Genomic DNA, 14,776 nt, shown 5'->3' on the forward strand with positions numbered 1-14,776 from the left:
ACGAAGCAACACAAAACAGACACCGTGTCGGGTACTTGACGGGCCCCCAGACATGCGCCCTACCTGCCGAAGCCCGCGGCCACCCGGTCAGCCACCGTCCACCGGCGAAACAGCCGCCGCCGCTCGGCGTCCGTCATCCGCACCGCCCGCTCCACCACGGCCACCACCTCGGCCGCCTCGCACTTCCACGTCGCGAAACGGTCCTCGTCGCTCACCTCCACCAGGCCCACCGGCCGCACCCGGTACAAGTCACCAAGGACCCACTTAGAGGCGTAGTGACGGGCGTAGAGCGCATCGGAGCACACATACACGCGGTCCTGGTGCTGCGTCAGGGGAGAGATCGCGGTCGCCTCACCGCGCCGGTTCGCCTCGCAGTCCGGGCAGCCGTCGAGATACTTCGGCTCGTGAGGGAGGATCAACTGACCGGCTTCCAGGCCCGCCACACCGCCGTGGAACAGACGCTCCGGCAGGTCCCCGACGCCGGCGGACGCGATGGCTCCCATGACCACTCCCATGACGGCTCCCATGACCGCCCATGATCGTGCAGCGCGATCCCGGCCGGGCCGGTCCGCCGCCCGCGCCACGCCGCTTCCACCTCAAAGCGTGATCAGCGCCCTCGACCGAGGACGATCCCGGGATGATCCCGGCCGGGTTCGAGCACATCCCTGTCGAGGTCCGTTCGGCAAACGGGCATGGCAAACCCACCTCCCAGGCATCCCTGAGTTGACCTGCTGTTTCGGTGTTCGGAAACAGGCGCTGAGGCGAGTACGGCTCCCCTGGTGCCCCCGGTGGCCAGGACCGCGGACCCTTCTGCCCGGCCTCACGCTCCGGGGCGGTATGGCGGGATTCCCTACTCGCTCACCGGCCCGTGCTCGCCGACCAGGACGCGCCAGCGGATGAACGGGGTCTGACCGTCGATGCCCCACCGGGTACCGCGCTCGGTGCGCTTCCACACCCGGCCGCGTGCGTCGGTGACCTCGCGTACTTCCACCGGCGCCAGGAAGGACCCGGGGCCGTCCGCCCGCCAGGTGCGCGGCTCGGTCAGTACCAGGTCTCGAAGGTGCCGCGGCGGGCCTTCACCGGCCGCTGGTCGATCTTCTCCCGGCCCACCCAACGGCTTCCCGCTCACTCCTGCGCCGCCGGGTGCTGGTGGGCGATGGCCTCGGCCGCCAGCCGCACCAGCGGCAGCAGAAGCCGCGGGTCGGCGCCCAGGTACTCGGCCAGGGCGGCGTTCGCCCGCAGTGTGTAGACCTCGGCCGCCGCCAGCCGCTCGTTGACCTGCGGCCCCATCGCCCTGTGCGCTCCACGCAACTCGGCCGCGGCGCCCTCCAGCAGCTCGGCGGTATCCGGGTGCACGGCGTGGAAGTCGTGGGGGTCGGTGAACAAGTTCTGGGCGCCCCTGTTCGTCGTCACGTGTCGCCTCCGGTCGGCAGGACTCTGCTCAGGCAGTCGGTGAGAGCGTCCAGGTAGCGGTCATCGAGCGCGTCCAGGGCCTCTTCCCCCACCGCCTCGTCCACGTTGAGCCGCAGCGAGCAGTAGAGGTCCGTCATGCCGGCGAGGTACGCGGCCACCTCCGAAGAAGCCACCACGCGCGGCTCCCCGGCCGCCGTCGTGAACGCGTAGCCCTCCTCCGTGGAGTACAACTCGAAGGTGATCAGACCGGTGCGCTCCAGGTCCTGGAGGGCGCGCACACGCCGTATGTGCATGGCTCTGCCCATGCCGGGCCCGGGATTGTAGAGGGTCACGGGGTGAGGTCTTTCCGCTTCGGGGAACCTCCGCACGGGGGCACGGAGGGGGCGCTACGCGCGCAGTCTAGGCCCGGCCGACCGCGCAGGCGGCCGACGCATGCGCACGGCGACGTGCAGTGTGCACCGCACTCCAAGAGCAGTTCGAACAGCGTTTTCCGTGGTGATCGTCCAGCTACACGCGTCAACTGTGGTCCCTGCGTCCGGTACCGCTAGGCGGTACCGGGGCGGTTGACTGCGCACGAAATCAGGTGAATCCCCGACGCGAACACACGCTGACAAGCGAGCTATGCCCCAAATAGCGGTCATGTCCGTTTAGGGTCGTGATCGTGAGCACGAACCTGACTGGGGACGAAACGAACACGTTGTCCCGCCTGGTGTCTTCCGGCACCGCGAGAACCATCCGCGAACGCGCCGGATTCACGGCCAGCGACTTCGCCAGCCGCGTCGGCGTCGCATCCCGCACCCTGCGCGCCTGGGAAGAAGGCAAATCCACTCCCCGCCAGCCCTACGCAGCCCGCAAGTACCTCTCCGAGCTACGCCAAGCCAGCCTGAGCATCGTCAACCGCGTCGAGCAGAACCGCGCCAGCCGCCCCGGAACCGGACACCTGTGATGCGCGCAGCCTGGCGCTCCTACACGCCCTACCTGCACCTGTACCGCGCCCTGAAGCTCTCCCACGACGCCCAGGCCCTCTCCGACGTCCTGACCCACCTCGTCCGCGCCACCTCCATGGACCGCGAAGAGGCCACCAAGACCGCGATCCTCGCCGCCCTGACCGGCGACCTCGGCCTCACCTGCACCCTCATGGACGCCCACACCACCCACGACACCCCCCTGCACGAACTCCCCGACGTCGCCGCCAGCAGATCCGGCCCGCTGCACGTCGAACGCACCTCCGAGGCCCTGCGCCACTACAGCGCCATGGCCAAGTCCGCCGGCGGCTTCGTCACCCTCATCGCCGAACAGCTCACCGGCGACCCCGAAGACGACTTCCACTCCGCCGTCCATCTCTTCGCCTCCGTACCCGGCTCCTCCGACCGCAAGGGCCGCACCATCGCCCGCCTGCTGTCCACCTGCGCCGGATGGGACTTCGACTGCAACGGCCACGGCGCCCTCGGCAAGTCCCTGCCCTCTGTCGCACACGCCGGACTCGCCCTCCTGGCCCCCGCCCATCCCGCCCAGGACCCGGCCCTCCTCTTCACGCACCTGGTCACCGACACCGCCCAATCCCTCGGCTATCCCCTCGGCGAGGGCCTGGACCCCCACGGCATCACCGAAGCTCTCGCCAGCCTCCAGCGCCTGTCCGTGGCCACCTACTACGTCGGCCTGCGCATCGACCAAATGCAGGCCGACCTCATCCGCGCCCCGCACACCCCGCTGGCCGCCCAGGCATGGGCCTCGCGCACCGCCGTCCTGCCCCACCGCTACCTGGGGGAGCGGAACGGCTGGTACGGACCCACCCCCGACCGCAAGTCGGTCTTCCGCGACACCGGCCACATCGCCGTACGCCGCGCCCCCGCCTGACTCGGCGCCGGAGATGGCCGCGGTCTCGCCGGTGAGCTTCCGGCCGCCGTTGATGATCTGCGTCAGGTACAGGTCGCCGATACAGTTCTGCCCATGGGACGCAACAAACGCCACAAGCCCCGCACCGGCCAGCCCAGCCGTACGGCAGGAAGCGGGCAGGGCCCGCGTCCCCCCGTCACGCTGCAAGGCTTCGGCCCGGAGGACTACGACAACGTCATCCAGGCGACCGCCGACCTGTGCGAGCGGGCAGGCGCCCGCGGGTTCGAGATCGGCTTCCTGCACGACGACGTCCCCGCCGAGGATGCCGCCTGGTTCGCCGCCGCCCAGTTCCGCGGCGCCCGCAAGATCGCCGAGAACCACCGCGGCCCCGCGGACGCCGCCTTCGCCCTGGCCGCCGACATCCTCACCGGCGGCAAGTGCCGCTGCGGCAAACTCGTCAGCCTGACCGAAGGCGGAGCCATCGCCTACGGCAAGTCCCACCTGGCCCACGGCCTCGGAGAGTGGACAGCCCAACAGGCCCAGGCCGCCGGGCAATGCCGGTGGCGCCTGGTCAAAAACCGCTGGCAGTCCTCCTGCAACGCCCCCTCCCTCACCCTCCCCGGCAGCCGGTGATCAGCCCCCAGCCGCCAACACCACAGCTACTCCGGAGCCTTGCCGCCCGGCTCCTCGTCCGTACTGCGCTGCCGCAGATGCGCCAAAGTCTCCGCCACCTCCTCAGCCGCATCCGCCAGGCGTACCCCGCACCTGGCCCCCGCTGCCTTCGCACCCGCACCGCCCGCCGCCGGACACCCGGCCGCCTTCGCGGCCTGAGCCGCCTGCGACAGCCCCCACACCGCGCCAGCGGCGAACACAATCAGCGTGCCCAGCACGCACCGGCCCCTCACGGCGCCGCCCCCTCATCACCCGACCCGGCCTCCGGCACGGTGAACACCGACGACTCCTCGTCCGTCTCCGGCCAGTGCCACGTCCCCGGAAGCCGCCCCGTCCCGTCGTACGGAACACCCCCCAACGCCAAGGAGTGGAAGAACAGCCCGGCCGGATTCATCACCATCAGCCCCACGACGTCGGCCGAACCGACCTCCGTGACCACCGCGGCACGCATCGCCGGCTCGAACGCCTGAGACCCGTCCTGGCGCGGCGGTGTGCCGTGCGAGACGTAGCGGACCCTACAGCCCACCGTCAGCTTGCGAGAATTCATGGACCCGATGGTCCCGCCCCGCCCGCACCACCGGCCTCCGGCACGCCGACCACCACCTCCAAACGGTGCGCGTGCGTCCGGCAGAACACCGCGAACGACCCCCCAGCCCCCAACGTGTAAATCACCGCCCGCGCCCCCACCAGCGTCCCGAAAGACCCCGGCAGCAACCGCGCCTCCTCCTCGAACCGCACCACCGACGACTCCAGCGCAGGGTGAAGCAGCAACTCATACCCCGCCACAGACGGATGAGACACCGACGCCGCCAGGAGCGCCCGGTGGCAACTCGCTATCAACTCCTCTCCCATGATCCAACCGTAGGCCCATCAGACCTGATCAGGCCGTCTCCCCCACACCCCCGGTGGCTCCGGCCGGACACCGATCGGCACCGGCACACCCCGCGTCATCGTCAAGTCGCCCGAAGCCACCACCGGTGCAACGCCGTCCACCAGGCCCGAATGCCCCTACCCGCTGCCCCGCACCACCGCGCCACCACGCCAAGGACAGGACGGCGAAAGACCCCTCCAGCCACGCCGGAGAAGCCCTTCACCTTCTGCTCAGCCGGTGAAGGAGCCCACAGCTCGGGCCCGTCCTCCTCCACCGGGGCACCCTTCATCGTGATACCCACCTCATGGCCACACGACCACCGCAGCACGCGGTAGGCCCGCTCCAGGCGCCGCCCCCGCACCGCGATCTCGGCCGGTCCCGCCGCCGTACACCGCGGGCAGACCCGCTCCTGCACCTCACGCGCCTCCTCCTCGACCAGGGGCATGATGCGCATGGCTCCTGCGACCGGCGGGGCCGGGGCCCACACATTCTCGTCGCTGAAGCCGATGGGCTGGACCACCCACCGTTCCCCGCTCAGGTCGACCCGTGCACCATCCTGCCGCGGATATGTCGTCATGCCACGGGTCTACCACCTCACCGCCCGCCACGCCTTGCCTGTGCGCGATCCTCCCGGCATGCACGGCGACCAGGCACCGGATCATCGCGCGCTCGGCGCCGCTCAGCCAAGCGCACGCGGCCCTCACGTGCGGGGCCCCCAGCGAGGAGGCGTCCAGGAGGTCGTCGAACTGCCGCATCTCGTCCATACCCGGGCTGTAGGCACCGGGCCGGGAACCCCCCCGGCCCGGCACCGACTTCTTCACGCCGTGGCGGACAGCCTCTCGCCGACCAGGCCGAGCGCCGCGGCCACCGTTCCCTCCAGCGTCGTGCACACCGGCACGTTGTGCCGCCGCGCCACGTAGATCAGGTAGCGGTTGCGCTCCGGATTGGGGCAGTCCGGCGGGCAACCGAGCACCACGCGGCCCGTCGCCACGTCCAACCCGAACTCCACGTTGGTGGTCATCGCCGGAAGAGTGCGCAGGTCACGCGGCACCCAGAATAAGACCACGGTGGCCGCCGTGCGGGCGGCCGTCTCCCAGTCGACCTGGGTCTCGTAGCGGTCGGCGCGCTGCCCGTTGCGGGACTCGGGGCTCAGCACGCTCAGCGGCCGGTCGCCGTCCCACCGGGCGGCCAGGGCGCGGACGGCATCGGGCCGCCAGGAGGGGACGGGCGCGCTCTTGTCCGGGGTGGGACCGGCCAGGAAGACGGACGGGCCCACCGGCAGCGCTTCACGGGCCGTGACCAGGTCGACGGCGCTCACGCGGCAACTCCGCTCACCGCAGCGCCGGATTCTTCCTGCTGAGGGGTCCAGGGCAGCGGCAGGCCGTCCCCCGCCTCCCGGGACAGGACATGAACATGCAGGTGGAAGACCGACTGAGTGGCCGCTTCGCCCTTGCTCGTGATGATGTTCGCGGCCGGGCGCTCGGCCATCAGCTCGGCGGCACGCCGCATCACCAGGGCGGCCACGTCCGGGTCCTCGCCGGCGTCTTCGACGTGCACGCGCGGCATGACGAGGACGTGGCTCGCGTTGACCCCGCCACTGCGGGGACGCACCGCGAGGGCATCGGGCCACTCGCGCACGATGACGGCCGGGGACGTCCCGGCGGCGATGGCACAGAAGACACAGTTCTCCGCCTCGGTCTGCATCAGGGCAGGGGAGGGCTGGGACTTTCCGTCGTGGGGAGTCATGAGCCCAGATTCACCGCCCGGCCGGGAAAAGTGAAGCACCTACGGGAAGTTGCCCGTTGCCTCTTCGACCACACCGTCTTCCGGGCTGCTGCTACCGTCGCCGGGTGACAGATCACGAAAGCCTGGACAACCTCCTGGGGCCCGAGTACGCCCGCGTGGCACGCGCCCGCAAGGCACTGGAGGAAGCCGTCGCAGGCACAGCGAGGATGGCGGCCGACGTCGCGGACTTCGCCCCGATGGGCACCGCCGAGCTGCCCGCGGCCGTCGCCGCGCTCGCCGCCTCCACGACGCTGGACGAGGACGAGGACGCCGCCCGCTGGGTCTCCCGCGCCTTCACCGCCCACCCCGCCGACCTGCTCAAGACCGGCATGGACGGAACCGCCTTCGGCGGCTCGGTGATGATGCTGCGCGGCGCGCTGGCCGAGCTGGACCAGGCACTCACCCAGCTCGACCCCGGCTGAACCACACACCCCGACGTACCCCTTCGACCACGGCAGCAGCACCCCACCGGGAAGGAACCCACCCGCATGCCCGCGCACGCCCAGACCTCCGCCGACGAGTCCGACACCGCCCACCTGCGCGAGGGGGCCAGCATCACCCTCGAAGAGGCCGCCCTGCACCTGTCCGCGGCGAAGGTGCTGCTGCTCCAGGTCGCCCGCGCCCTGGAGACCCCCGCGACCGCGGTGGAGCTGGCCGACGAGATCGACGCCCTGCGACGCCAGGCCACCGACCTCTCCGGCCGTTCGGAGACCTTCATGCGCCTGGCCGCGATCGTGGACGGGGACGTGAAGGTCTCCGCCACCTTCCCCAACGGCGACCCCTGGGGTACAGCAGCCCGCGGCAGCGACCGGGAGGACTTCGGCGGCCCCGCCGTCATCCCCACCACCCGCCAGCTCCTGTGGCTCGCGGACGTTGCCGCCCAGGCCGGATGCGACCAAGAGGGAGTGCGCCTGCTGCCCGGCGGATACGAGGGCGGGTCGACGACGTACCCGCAAGCCATGGCCGGGATCAACCACCGCATGTGGGAGTCCAGGGCCGCCCAGATTCGCCGGCGCCGGGAGCGGGACGCGGCCGTGGCCGTGGAAGTCCTGCGCATCACCTGCGAGCGGTGCACGGCGGGCGACGGCGAACACTGCCGTACCAACACCGGCCGTATCAGCGAGAAGGTGCACAAGTCGCGCCAGAGCGCTGCCGAGGCCAACGTGGACGCGCGCCTGGGCTACCTCGGCGATACCCCGCTGGCCGTGGACGCCTGACCTCCCGCCATCGCCCTCCCCCTTCTACTTCTTGGGCGGCTTGATGCCGAGGGTCTTCCAGTAGTTCTCGAACCGGGCCTTGGCGATGACCGACCGGTCCGGGGTGCGCAAGACGATGCCTTCGCTCTGGCCCTTTGCTCCGTCGTCCAGGGCGACCCCAGTGCAGGGAAGGGCCCGCTCCAGCCACTGGTTCATGCCCTCGATGTCCTTCGGAAGCGAGGAGCCGTCCACAGTTCCCAGTCGCGGCACGATGGGGATGTTGTCCTGGCCCGCCAGGGCGAGCAGGGTGTTTTCGTCGGCGAAGGTCTGGCCGCCCCCTTCCCGCCAGGATGCCGCTTCCGCCTTGGTCGCGTTCAGCATGTCCTGGGGGATTTCGGCGACGTCGAATAGCCGAATTCCGATCTGTCCGCCTGCGGTGTACTGCTTGTTCGCGGCCCCGATGTTCGACCCGTATACCTCCAGGTAGTACACGCGGATTCCGCTGGCGTGGCGTACACGCATGCCGGTAGCTGGTGGGCTGGTCAGCTCCTCGGCGAGGGTGTGCAGCGCGTCCACGATGTCCTTTCCCGGGGGAACGGACGGCGCGACGCGGTCACCTCGGGCGTGCAGCAGATGTTCGCGGCTGCCGATGATGTAGTCGCCGTCCGCGCTGAGGATGATCCGTGTACCGGCTCCGTCGACCTGCTCGGTCAGGGTGACGGGGCCGGTGAACGGTGTCGCCTCGTCGGCGAGGCGTCCACGCTCGCCGAGGGCGTGGTAGGTGGGGATCGATGGGTACTTGGTGAGACTGTTGATGACTTCGAGTCGGTCGAGCATGGCGCCTTCTCCTTTTCCAGGTACGCGAAAGCCCCCTTCTCCGTATCAGGAAAATGGGGCGCGTCTGGTGTGTGGGCGGGGTGTCCGGCCAACAAGGTTGACGTCGGACTTGTGACCGAGGCTCTACCGTTGAGCTACATGCCTTTTTACCAGCCCGACAGGATTCGAACCCGTAACATCGGTTTTCCTGTGAAGTAACCGGCGCCTTCGCGCCGCGGAACGCTCCTGCCGCACGCGCCGCACACCAGCATCGCCGCGGCCACCGCGTCCATGCGGTTTGCCGCCGCGGTGCTGGCTCGCGTCGCGGGGTTTCCGCCCGAACAGGCCCCCGAGACCCGCGGCCCCGTCGCCCTGTTCGGCTGGGACCCCGACAGCGAGTGGGACAGCACCCGGCCCCTCACCACCGCCGAGCACGACGTCATCACGCAGGCGCTGGCAGAGGCCGGGTGCACCACTGCCTGACCCCGGGGCGGGAGGCCGGTCCCTGCTCCGGCAAGGCCCGGCCTCCCGCGCACCCCGTCCGGGACAGACGCCCCGGACCTGCGAACCACCCGGCACAAGATCCAAACCAGATATCAAAACAGGTGGGAACGGACCTTCCTTGCCCAGGGAGCGCCCGCGCGGTGCCGCCCTGTCTCGGGCCCGCACTGGACGTACAAGGGTCCCCACAGACCGGCTCAACGAGAGGAAAGACTTCCGTTCCCACCTGATTTAGTGGTATGGGTCACTGCATGAACGCTGCTCTTCCCGACCCGTGGGCCATCCGCAACGCGTGGCTGTCAGGCACCTGGACCCGCCCCGACGGCTCCCTCGTCACCGGCCGCCTGTGGGACGCCGACACCATCTACCGGTGGGAGCGCTACACCGACCACTGGATCAGCCAGCGCCTGGACGCCGGAGACCTCTGGCAGCCCACCGGCGAGACGATCCGCGAGTGGGTCAACCGCCTCATCCGCTGGGACACCGGCCAACGCCTCGGCCCCCGCTCCCGCGCCCGCGCCGTCAGCATCATCCTGAGCTTCTACGAGCACTGCGAACAGGCCCACGGCCTCGGCCCCTTCCGCCTGCCCAAGAGATGGAAGATCGTCGGCGTCGTGGAGGAAAAGCATCCCACGGTCTACCAGCCCTGGGTCACCGACGCACTACGCACCGCAGCCGACCAGTTCCAGGGCCTCCCCTCCTCCCCCGGCCGCGGACCCCACATGCAACACCCCTCCCGCCACCGCCTCGCCTGCTACCTCCTCCTGTGCGGCCTGCGCCCCAAACAGGCCATCCTCCTCGCCCTGGAAAACCTCCAGCCCGACCCCACCGCCAAAATCCTCCGCGCCAAGATCCCCCTCAAACACCACGCCGACGACCAAGCCACCCACAAGGGCACCCTCCCCTGGCCCCTCTGGCGCGCCATCGAAGACTTCCTCAGCATCCGCCAGCACCAGCTCCCCGCCACCGGACCCCACTTCGGCCCCGTCCTCACCACCCGCAGCGGCGCCCCCTACAAACGCGAAAACTTCCGCGAGCTGATCCGCCCCGTCGTCGCCTCCCACCCCGACCTCGCCGACATCCAGCCCCCCGTACGCCCCGCCTGGATCTCCCGCAGCCCGTCCCCCTGGACCCACCATCGCGACGACGACCAGGACGACGACACCGGACCCCGCACCACAGACCCCGGACACTGACCCGCGGATCTGGACGGCCGCCGGTAGCCCCGTGCCCCGGCGGCCGCAAGCGGAACCCCCGGCACGCCCGCTCCAGAGCGCCCGGACCCCGCGCTTCTAGAGCGTCACCCAGCCGCCCAAATCAGTCCCTGCCTGCCCGGTGCAGCGCCGCTGCGACCACTGGAGATCGGCTTCCTCTATCTCCAGGTCCGCCAGGGCGAACAGGTCTTCCCACTGCTGCTGCTCGCGCGTCAGCACGGGTCGCGCAGGCGATTCTGCCCGGCCCGGTACGGGTCGGGGGGTACGTCCTGGAGTAGGTGTCAACTGCATGCTGCGGCTCCTCTCACGGCCAGGCGGAACCGGAGAGTATCCGGGGCCGTACATGCCTGAACATCCCCCGGACGAACCCGGTGCGGGACCGGGGCCTCCCCGACAGGCCACTGGCCGCTGCTCCGCTGCATCTGTGTGCAATTGCACGACTCCCCAAACCCGCCCCAACCCCTCCGGCCTGCCCCTACCTTGACCGCATGACCCACGATGGCGACGTGCTAGCCCGGCACGCGATTCCCGGTACCTTTCGCGCCCACAAGATCCGCTCAACCGACCTGCCCGACTGGTTCAAGGAGAAGATCGAAGCCACCGAGGAGACCCGGCCCACGGACTTCTGCCTCCACCTGTACTCCGGCCCCCAAACCATCGTGCGGCGCGTCGAGAGCCCCCAGGAGGCGATGTGTACCGGCTGCCACGGGGACACCCCCGCGACACGGGCCTGCGCGCTGTGCAGGACAAAGATGGCAGCCGACCTGTCGGAGTGGGACATCAACGACCGCGAGATTCCTCTTGCCGGCGGCGGCCTGCTGATGCGGTTCTCCGCCGCCCGCTGCCCAGCGTGCTCGATCCCCTGATCGGAGCTGGTGTACGCATCGAGGGCCTGTATACGGCCGTACGGTTGCGTGTGCAGCAACGCGAGGAAGACGAGGAGCAGGCCAGTGAGCGACGGCGCGATCTTCCGGCACCGGGACCCGGCCGACCCGTACTGCTACGACGAGCTGTATATCGCCGAGGTGAACACTTGCCGGGTTGAAGTCGCCCACGAGGGAGCTGTGATGACCACGCCCGCCATCCGCACCGGCCTCATCGACGGAGGCGCCCAGTGAGCGGCGTGCCCCGGGAAGAGAGCCATCCGTACTTCGTCTGCCCGTCGTGCGGGATCGTCGGCGAGCCGGACTCCGTCGAGTACGCCCTCAGCCCGGACAGAGAACACGTCGACTGGACCGCGGCCATGAAGGTGAGCTGTGGCTCCTGCCGCAGCTACACCGAGATCACCCAGACCGACGCCGTAGCCCGCGACTCGGAGCACCGCTGCCTGCGCTGCGGTCACACCACCGCCTGCCCGGTCCGCGCGGACCGGGTCAACTGCTGGGGCTGCGGCCTCAACCAGCCCGGCCCCGCCTCCGCCGGCGCCCGCGCCGATTACCTGCGCGACGTCGAGCGCGCTGCCGACCAGTGGGCCGCCGCCCGGGTCCGGGTCGCCAAAGACGACGCCCGCGAGCGCGGAACCCTGCCCTGGTGGACCTCATGAGCGCACCCACGGCGACGGTGGAGGCCCACCGGGTGAACGAGCAGTTCCCCGACCTCGGCCTCAGGGGTGGCGTCCGGCTGACGCAGGACGAGGTCGGTCACGGACGCCACTCCTCGCGGTAGTCCGGGTGGCCGTCGTACACGGCGGCGAGTACTCGCACGGTGAAGTGCAGGACCGAATGTCTCGGATTGTTCGGCCCGCAGCGCTCGAACTCGTCTACCAGCACCCGCTTGGCCTCGACCTCGGCGAGGACGCGGGCCGGGTCGTGGCGAATGATGTGGGCCCGCTCTCGCGGCCACGCGTACTTCACCCGAGGCACGCCGTTCGTGTCCCAGACCCCAGTATCACTCTTAGGGCTGGGAACCCAGCGCGGTGCAGACTCCCCATGCCGGATGGCGGCCACGACGCTGACTCCGAGCACCAGTCGCACCGCTGCGAAGTCCTCGTCCAGCCGAGCACGCATGAACATCAACAGGTCTTGAGGCATGGCGAATTGTACCGTTTCGCCCGCGATATACGCGGGCGGGGACAGCCACCTGGCGGCGCAGATGTGGCGGGAGGCCGGGCTGCCGGAGCGCGGGATGATTCCGGTCACCGATCTGGAGCCGGTACGGCAGACCGTCCGCGAGCGTGCTGCAACTCGCTGACCTCGCCGTAGGTTTCGGCATGCGGGCAGCGGGATTTCGCTGGGACGCGCCGAGGCTCCCGTCCCGGCGTTGCGGGGCAGGAGCCTCGGATTGTACGGGCGCCGGACGGTGGCGGTTCAGTCTGCTGGGCAGTGGCCCAGATCAGGTCGATACCGTTTTGGCGCGGTCGAGGAGGTCACGTACAGCCGGTACACGTCGGTAGGGACGGAGTTGTTTGACGGCGTCCCGAACGTGGTCGCTGCTTCGGCCGGAGTGAACGCTGGTGGCCAGGTCGAGGGCCTGGCTGGTTGACATGCAGGCGGCCTCCACGTCGTGCTGCTGGAGCTGGGCGGTAGCCATACGCGAGAGGTACAGCACGTGGGTGCGGACGTATTCGGGCCCGTAGGCGGCGTCCGCCTGACTGAAGTGGCGCTGTGCGTCGGCTGGCCGGCCGAGGTCGAGCATGCAACTGCCCGTGAGCATGTCCACCTCCGGCCACTGCACCCAGTAGGCCCATGAAGGGTCGGCGTCGTGAGGACCCTGATCGAGGAAGTCGCGGGCGCGGTTGAGAGCGTGGAAACAGGCGCGCGCGTCTCCTAATTTGGCCAGTGCGCGGGCTTGGCGGGTGGCCAGCATGGCGTTGACGGTGGGGGTGGATCGGCCGCGGACGGCGGTCTGGGCGGTGCGGATCATGTTGTCGGCGTCTGCCGGGTTGCCCACGCTGTAGTGCTGGATGGCGGCGAACGCCAGGACGTTGGCGCCGAGGAGGACGTCGCCGCTGGTGTGTGCGGCGCGTAATGCCGTGGTGAAGTGGCGCTGGGCGGCCGAGTGCTGACCGTTGTCGAACCTCATCCAGCCCGCCATGCGGCCCAGGTCGGCCGCCTGGCCATACAGCCGTGCGCTCTGGGTGCTATCAGGGGAGTTCTTGCTCAGATAGTGGTGGACCAGTGACAGCAGGGCCTCGACTTCGAAAATCAAATCTCCGCCCCCGTGGGTGTCGTCATCGCGCTGAAGCTCCGTGATCCGGCCTGCGATGCGGTTGACCATGCAGGCGGACATGCGGCGGCCCTCTCCGGTGGCGGCGTGGGCCATGTCGGGTTGGGTGGTGAGCCAGTCGTGCAAGACCTTGGTCAAGGTCACGCCGGACAGGATGACGAATTGCCTACGGTCCATGCGGCCGCTCCTCAGCACGGTGTCCAGAGCAGCCACGGTACCGGCGGGTGTCCACGGCTCATACAGCTCCGGAAGTTCGGGGCCGGGGAGCCACAGCGGCCATGGCATCCCCGCCCGCTGGTCGTCGGACACCTTGAAAACGATGGCAAGCAGCCTCTGGGCGGTCTCGTCAGGCTCCCGGCCGCGCTCCCATTCCGAGACCGTCTTCTTGGTGGTGCCGACGTTGACCCGGCACTGCTGGCCGACACCCCGGACGAGGGCGGCCAGTTCCTCCTGAGAGCAGTCGAGCACCATCCGCCGGGCGTAGACGAGCTGATGGCGAAACACAGCGTCGGGTAACACGAATACCCCCCGGAAATCCCGATAAATGTGTGCGCATAGTAGTCCCTGACCACCCGGTGGGGAGCGGATCGGGCAGGACGGCCGGAATCGTCTCCTGGTGAGGAGAGAAGGGGACCGGCGGGGACTTGACATCCCCGCCCGGTACAGCGGCGGGGGCTTCCCGGCGGGCGGGCCGCGCGGCGATCGTTGCTCCGCCGGGGCCGACGGCCGGCGGGACCAGCACGCGCGGTAGCTCCCCGGCGGCCGAGCAGCGGCCCATTCCCCCCGCCGCCGGGTTTCAACTTCTCGCGAGGAGGACGCACCGATGGAACGGCTTCGCATAGCCCTCGGCTCCGACCGTGCAGGCCACGACTACAAGACCCTCTTGGCGGAGGACTTGCAGGCCAGCGATGCCGTGATCAAAGTCATCGACGTCGGCGTGCACGGGCAGGACAAGATCCCTTACCCGAAGATCGCGGTGACTGCCGCCCAGCTCATCGCCTCGGGCTGTGCGGACCGTGCGCTTCTCATCTGCCACACGGGCCTGGGCATGGCCATTGCCGCAAACAAGGTCCCGGGCATCCGTGCCGTCACCGCCCATGACCCCTACTCGGTGCGCTGCTCGATCGTCTCGAACAACGCCCAGGTGCTGACCTTCGGGCAGGGCGTTGTGGGCCTGTCTGTCGCGCGCCGGCTCGCCGCGAAGTGGCTGACCTACCGCTTCGACCCCAACTCTTCGGCTGCCGTGAAGGTCGAAGCCATCCACGCCTTCGAGACATCTCGCAACTCAAGCTGACGCGGAGGGAATC

At 69.8% G+C, this 14,776-nt stretch carries 25 protein-coding genes; 13 read left to right on the plus strand and 12 right to left on the minus strand.

Translation table 11 applies throughout. The annotated features are described in order from the left end of the window. Positions 1–59: 59 nt before the first annotated feature. The 4 genes from STRVI_RS52400 to STRVI_RS45790 all read right to left on the minus strand — a co-directional run bounded on the left by STRVI_RS52400 (position 60) and on the right by STRVI_RS45790 (position 1,718). A complete protein-coding gene (locus STRVI_RS52400) occupies positions 60–527 on the minus strand; it encodes a hypothetical protein (protein ID WP_150112994.1) in 468 nt (155 codons plus the stop codon). Between the two features lie 323 nt (positions 528–850). Then, complete coding sequence (locus STRVI_RS53355) at positions 851–991, minus strand: hypothetical protein (RefSeq protein WP_167543330.1); 141 nt, start codon at positions 989–991, stop codon at positions 851–853. A gap of 134 nt (positions 992–1,125) precedes the next feature. Further along, a complete protein-coding gene (locus tag STRVI_RS45785; protein ID WP_014043885.1) occupies positions 1,126–1,413 on the minus strand; it encodes a hypothetical protein in 288 nt (95 codons plus the stop codon). Next, on the minus strand, positions 1,410–1,718 hold the full coding sequence (locus STRVI_RS45790) for a hypothetical protein (RefSeq protein WP_150112995.1): 309 nt from the start codon (positions 1,716–1,718) through the stop codon (positions 1,410–1,412). The genes STRVI_RS45785 and STRVI_RS45790 overlap by 4 nt, the downstream gene beginning before the upstream one ends. Before the next feature lie 356 nt (positions 1,719–2,074). On the opposite strand from STRVI_RS45790, the gene STRVI_RS45795 reads away from it, so the two are divergent. The 3 genes from STRVI_RS45795 to STRVI_RS45805 all read left to right on the plus strand — a co-directional run bounded on the left by STRVI_RS45795 (position 2,075) and on the right by STRVI_RS45805 (position 3,882). Then, positions 2,075–2,359: a helix-turn-helix domain-containing protein gene (locus STRVI_RS45795; RefSeq protein WP_014043887.1), complete on the plus strand. Its 285-nt coding sequence runs from the start codon at positions 2,075–2,077 to the stop codon at positions 2,357–2,359. Beyond that, on the plus strand, positions 2,359–3,270 hold the full coding sequence (locus STRVI_RS53360; RefSeq protein ID WP_014043888.1) for a hypothetical protein: 912 nt from the start codon (positions 2,359–2,361) through the stop codon (positions 3,268–3,270). The genes STRVI_RS45795 and STRVI_RS53360 overlap by 1 nt, the downstream gene beginning before the upstream one ends. Before the next feature lie 93 nt (positions 3,271–3,363). Further along, a complete protein-coding gene (locus tag STRVI_RS45805) occupies positions 3,364–3,882 on the plus strand; it encodes a hypothetical protein (protein ID WP_014043889.1) in 519 nt (172 codons plus the stop codon). A 268-nt stretch (positions 3,883–4,150) separates the two neighbouring features. Here the strand turns inward: STRVI_RS45805 and STRVI_RS45815 are convergent, their stop codons facing one another. From STRVI_RS45815 to STRVI_RS49830, 4 genes are all read right to left on the minus strand, one after another. Further along, on the minus strand, positions 4,151–4,468 hold the full coding sequence (locus STRVI_RS45815) for a hypothetical protein (protein ID WP_014043891.1): 318 nt from the start codon (positions 4,466–4,468) through the stop codon (positions 4,151–4,153). Between the two features lie 406 nt (positions 4,469–4,874). Further along, positions 4,875–5,369 (minus strand): hypothetical protein, encoded by a 495-nt coding sequence (locus STRVI_RS45825; protein WP_150112997.1) that lies wholly within the window; start codon positions 5,367–5,369, stop codon positions 4,875–4,877. 240 nt (positions 5,370–5,609) lie between these two features. After that, positions 5,610–6,110, minus strand: a complete 501-nt coding sequence (locus STRVI_RS45830; RefSeq protein WP_014043894.1) for a nucleoside 2-deoxyribosyltransferase domain-containing protein — start codon at positions 6,108–6,110, stop codon at positions 5,610–5,612. Then, on the minus strand, positions 6,107–6,538 hold the full coding sequence (locus tag STRVI_RS49830; protein WP_014043895.1) for an HIT family protein: 432 nt from the start codon (positions 6,536–6,538) through the stop codon (positions 6,107–6,109). The genes STRVI_RS45830 and STRVI_RS49830 overlap by 4 nt, the downstream gene beginning before the upstream one ends. A 104-nt stretch (positions 6,539–6,642) precedes the next feature. On the opposite strand from STRVI_RS49830, the gene STRVI_RS45840 reads away from it, so the two are divergent. Next, positions 6,643–6,999, plus strand: coding sequence for a hypothetical protein (locus STRVI_RS45840; protein ID WP_014043896.1), 357 nt, complete (start codon positions 6,643–6,645; stop codon positions 6,997–6,999). Positions 7,000–7,065: 66 nt separating this feature from the next. Beyond that, positions 7,066–7,794, plus strand: coding sequence for a zinc finger domain-containing protein (locus STRVI_RS45845; RefSeq protein ID WP_014043897.1), 729 nt, complete (start codon positions 7,066–7,068; stop codon positions 7,792–7,794). 24 nt (positions 7,795–7,818) lie between these two features. Here STRVI_RS45845 and STRVI_RS45850 read toward each other — a convergent pair whose 3' ends face one another. Continuing rightward, on the minus strand, positions 7,819–8,610 hold the full coding sequence (locus STRVI_RS45850; protein WP_014043898.1) for an RNA ligase family protein: 792 nt from the start codon (positions 8,608–8,610) through the stop codon (positions 7,819–7,821). Between the two features lie 270 nt (positions 8,611–8,880). Here STRVI_RS45850 and STRVI_RS52405 point away from each other — a divergent pair, with 270 nt between their 5' ends. Both STRVI_RS52405 and STRVI_RS45855 read left to right on the plus strand, forming a co-directional pair. Beyond that, positions 8,881–9,072: a hypothetical protein gene (locus STRVI_RS52405; RefSeq protein WP_014043899.1), complete on the plus strand. Its 192-nt coding sequence runs from the start codon at positions 8,881–8,883 to the stop codon at positions 9,070–9,072. 269 nt (positions 9,073–9,341) lie between these two features. Beyond that, complete coding sequence (locus tag STRVI_RS45855; protein WP_014043900.1) at positions 9,342–10,286, plus strand: hypothetical protein; 945 nt, start codon at positions 9,342–9,344, stop codon at positions 10,284–10,286. A 96-nt stretch (positions 10,287–10,382) separates the two neighbouring features. Here STRVI_RS45855 and STRVI_RS53365 read toward each other — a convergent pair whose 3' ends face one another. Continuing rightward, positions 10,383–10,523 carry a hypothetical protein gene (locus tag STRVI_RS53365; RefSeq protein ID WP_167543331.1) on the minus strand — a complete coding sequence of 47 codons (141 nt, stop codon included), beginning with the start codon at positions 10,521–10,523 and terminating at the stop codon, positions 10,383–10,385. A gap of 269 nt (positions 10,524–10,792) precedes the next feature. Between STRVI_RS53365 and STRVI_RS45860 the strand changes: the two genes are divergently transcribed. From STRVI_RS45860 to STRVI_RS55865, 4 genes are all read left to right on the plus strand, one after another. Next, on the plus strand, positions 10,793–11,170 hold the full coding sequence (locus STRVI_RS45860) for a hypothetical protein (protein WP_014043902.1): 378 nt from the start codon (positions 10,793–10,795) through the stop codon (positions 11,168–11,170). A gap of 84 nt (positions 11,171–11,254) precedes the next feature. Further along, positions 11,255–11,422: a hypothetical protein gene (locus tag STRVI_RS53370; protein ID WP_014043903.1), complete on the plus strand. Its 168-nt coding sequence runs from the start codon at positions 11,255–11,257 to the stop codon at positions 11,420–11,422. Continuing rightward, positions 11,419–11,847 carry a hypothetical protein gene (locus STRVI_RS45865; RefSeq protein WP_014043904.1) on the plus strand — a complete coding sequence of 143 codons (429 nt, stop codon included), beginning with the start codon at positions 11,419–11,421 and terminating at the stop codon, positions 11,845–11,847. The genes STRVI_RS53370 and STRVI_RS45865 overlap by 4 nt, the downstream gene beginning before the upstream one ends. Continuing rightward, the gene (locus STRVI_RS55865) at positions 11,844–11,969 is read left to right on the plus strand and encodes a hypothetical protein (protein ID WP_014043905.1); all 126 of its coding nucleotides are present in this window, start codon (positions 11,844–11,846) and stop codon (positions 11,967–11,969) included. The genes STRVI_RS45865 and STRVI_RS55865 overlap by 4 nt, the downstream gene beginning before the upstream one ends. On the opposite strand, the gene STRVI_RS52410 is transcribed toward STRVI_RS55865, so the two are convergent. After that, on the minus strand, positions 11,945–12,334 hold the full coding sequence (locus STRVI_RS52410; RefSeq protein WP_150112998.1) for a DUF6221 family protein: 390 nt from the start codon (positions 12,332–12,334) through the stop codon (positions 11,945–11,947). The genes STRVI_RS55865 and STRVI_RS52410 overlap by 25 nt on opposite strands. Between STRVI_RS52410 and STRVI_RS53375 the strand changes: the two genes are divergently transcribed. Next, the gene (locus tag STRVI_RS53375) at positions 12,333–12,494 is read left to right on the plus strand and encodes a hypothetical protein (RefSeq protein WP_167543332.1); all 162 of its coding nucleotides are present in this window, start codon (positions 12,333–12,335) and stop codon (positions 12,492–12,494) included. The two genes, STRVI_RS52410 and STRVI_RS53375, sit on opposite strands and share 2 nt — an antisense overlap. A gap of 141 nt (positions 12,495–12,635) precedes the next feature. Here the strand turns inward: STRVI_RS53375 and STRVI_RS45875 are convergent, their stop codons facing one another. Next, positions 12,636–13,988, minus strand: a complete 1,353-nt coding sequence (locus tag STRVI_RS45875; RefSeq protein WP_014043907.1) for a helix-turn-helix domain-containing protein — start codon at positions 13,986–13,988, stop codon at positions 12,636–12,638. 304 nt (positions 13,989–14,292) lie between these two features. Here STRVI_RS45875 and STRVI_RS45880 point away from each other — a divergent pair, with 304 nt between their 5' ends. Further along, positions 14,293–14,763 (plus strand): ribose-5-phosphate isomerase, encoded by a 471-nt coding sequence (locus tag STRVI_RS45880; RefSeq protein WP_014043908.1) that lies wholly within the window; start codon positions 14,293–14,295, stop codon positions 14,761–14,763. Positions 14,764–14,776 lie beyond the last annotated feature (13 nt).

It is taken from the genome of Streptomyces violaceusniger Tu 4113 (assembly GCF_000147815.2).
In the GTDB taxonomy this organism is placed as follows: domain Bacteria; phylum Actinomycetota; class Actinomycetes; order Streptomycetales; family Streptomycetaceae; genus Streptomyces; species Streptomyces violaceusniger_A.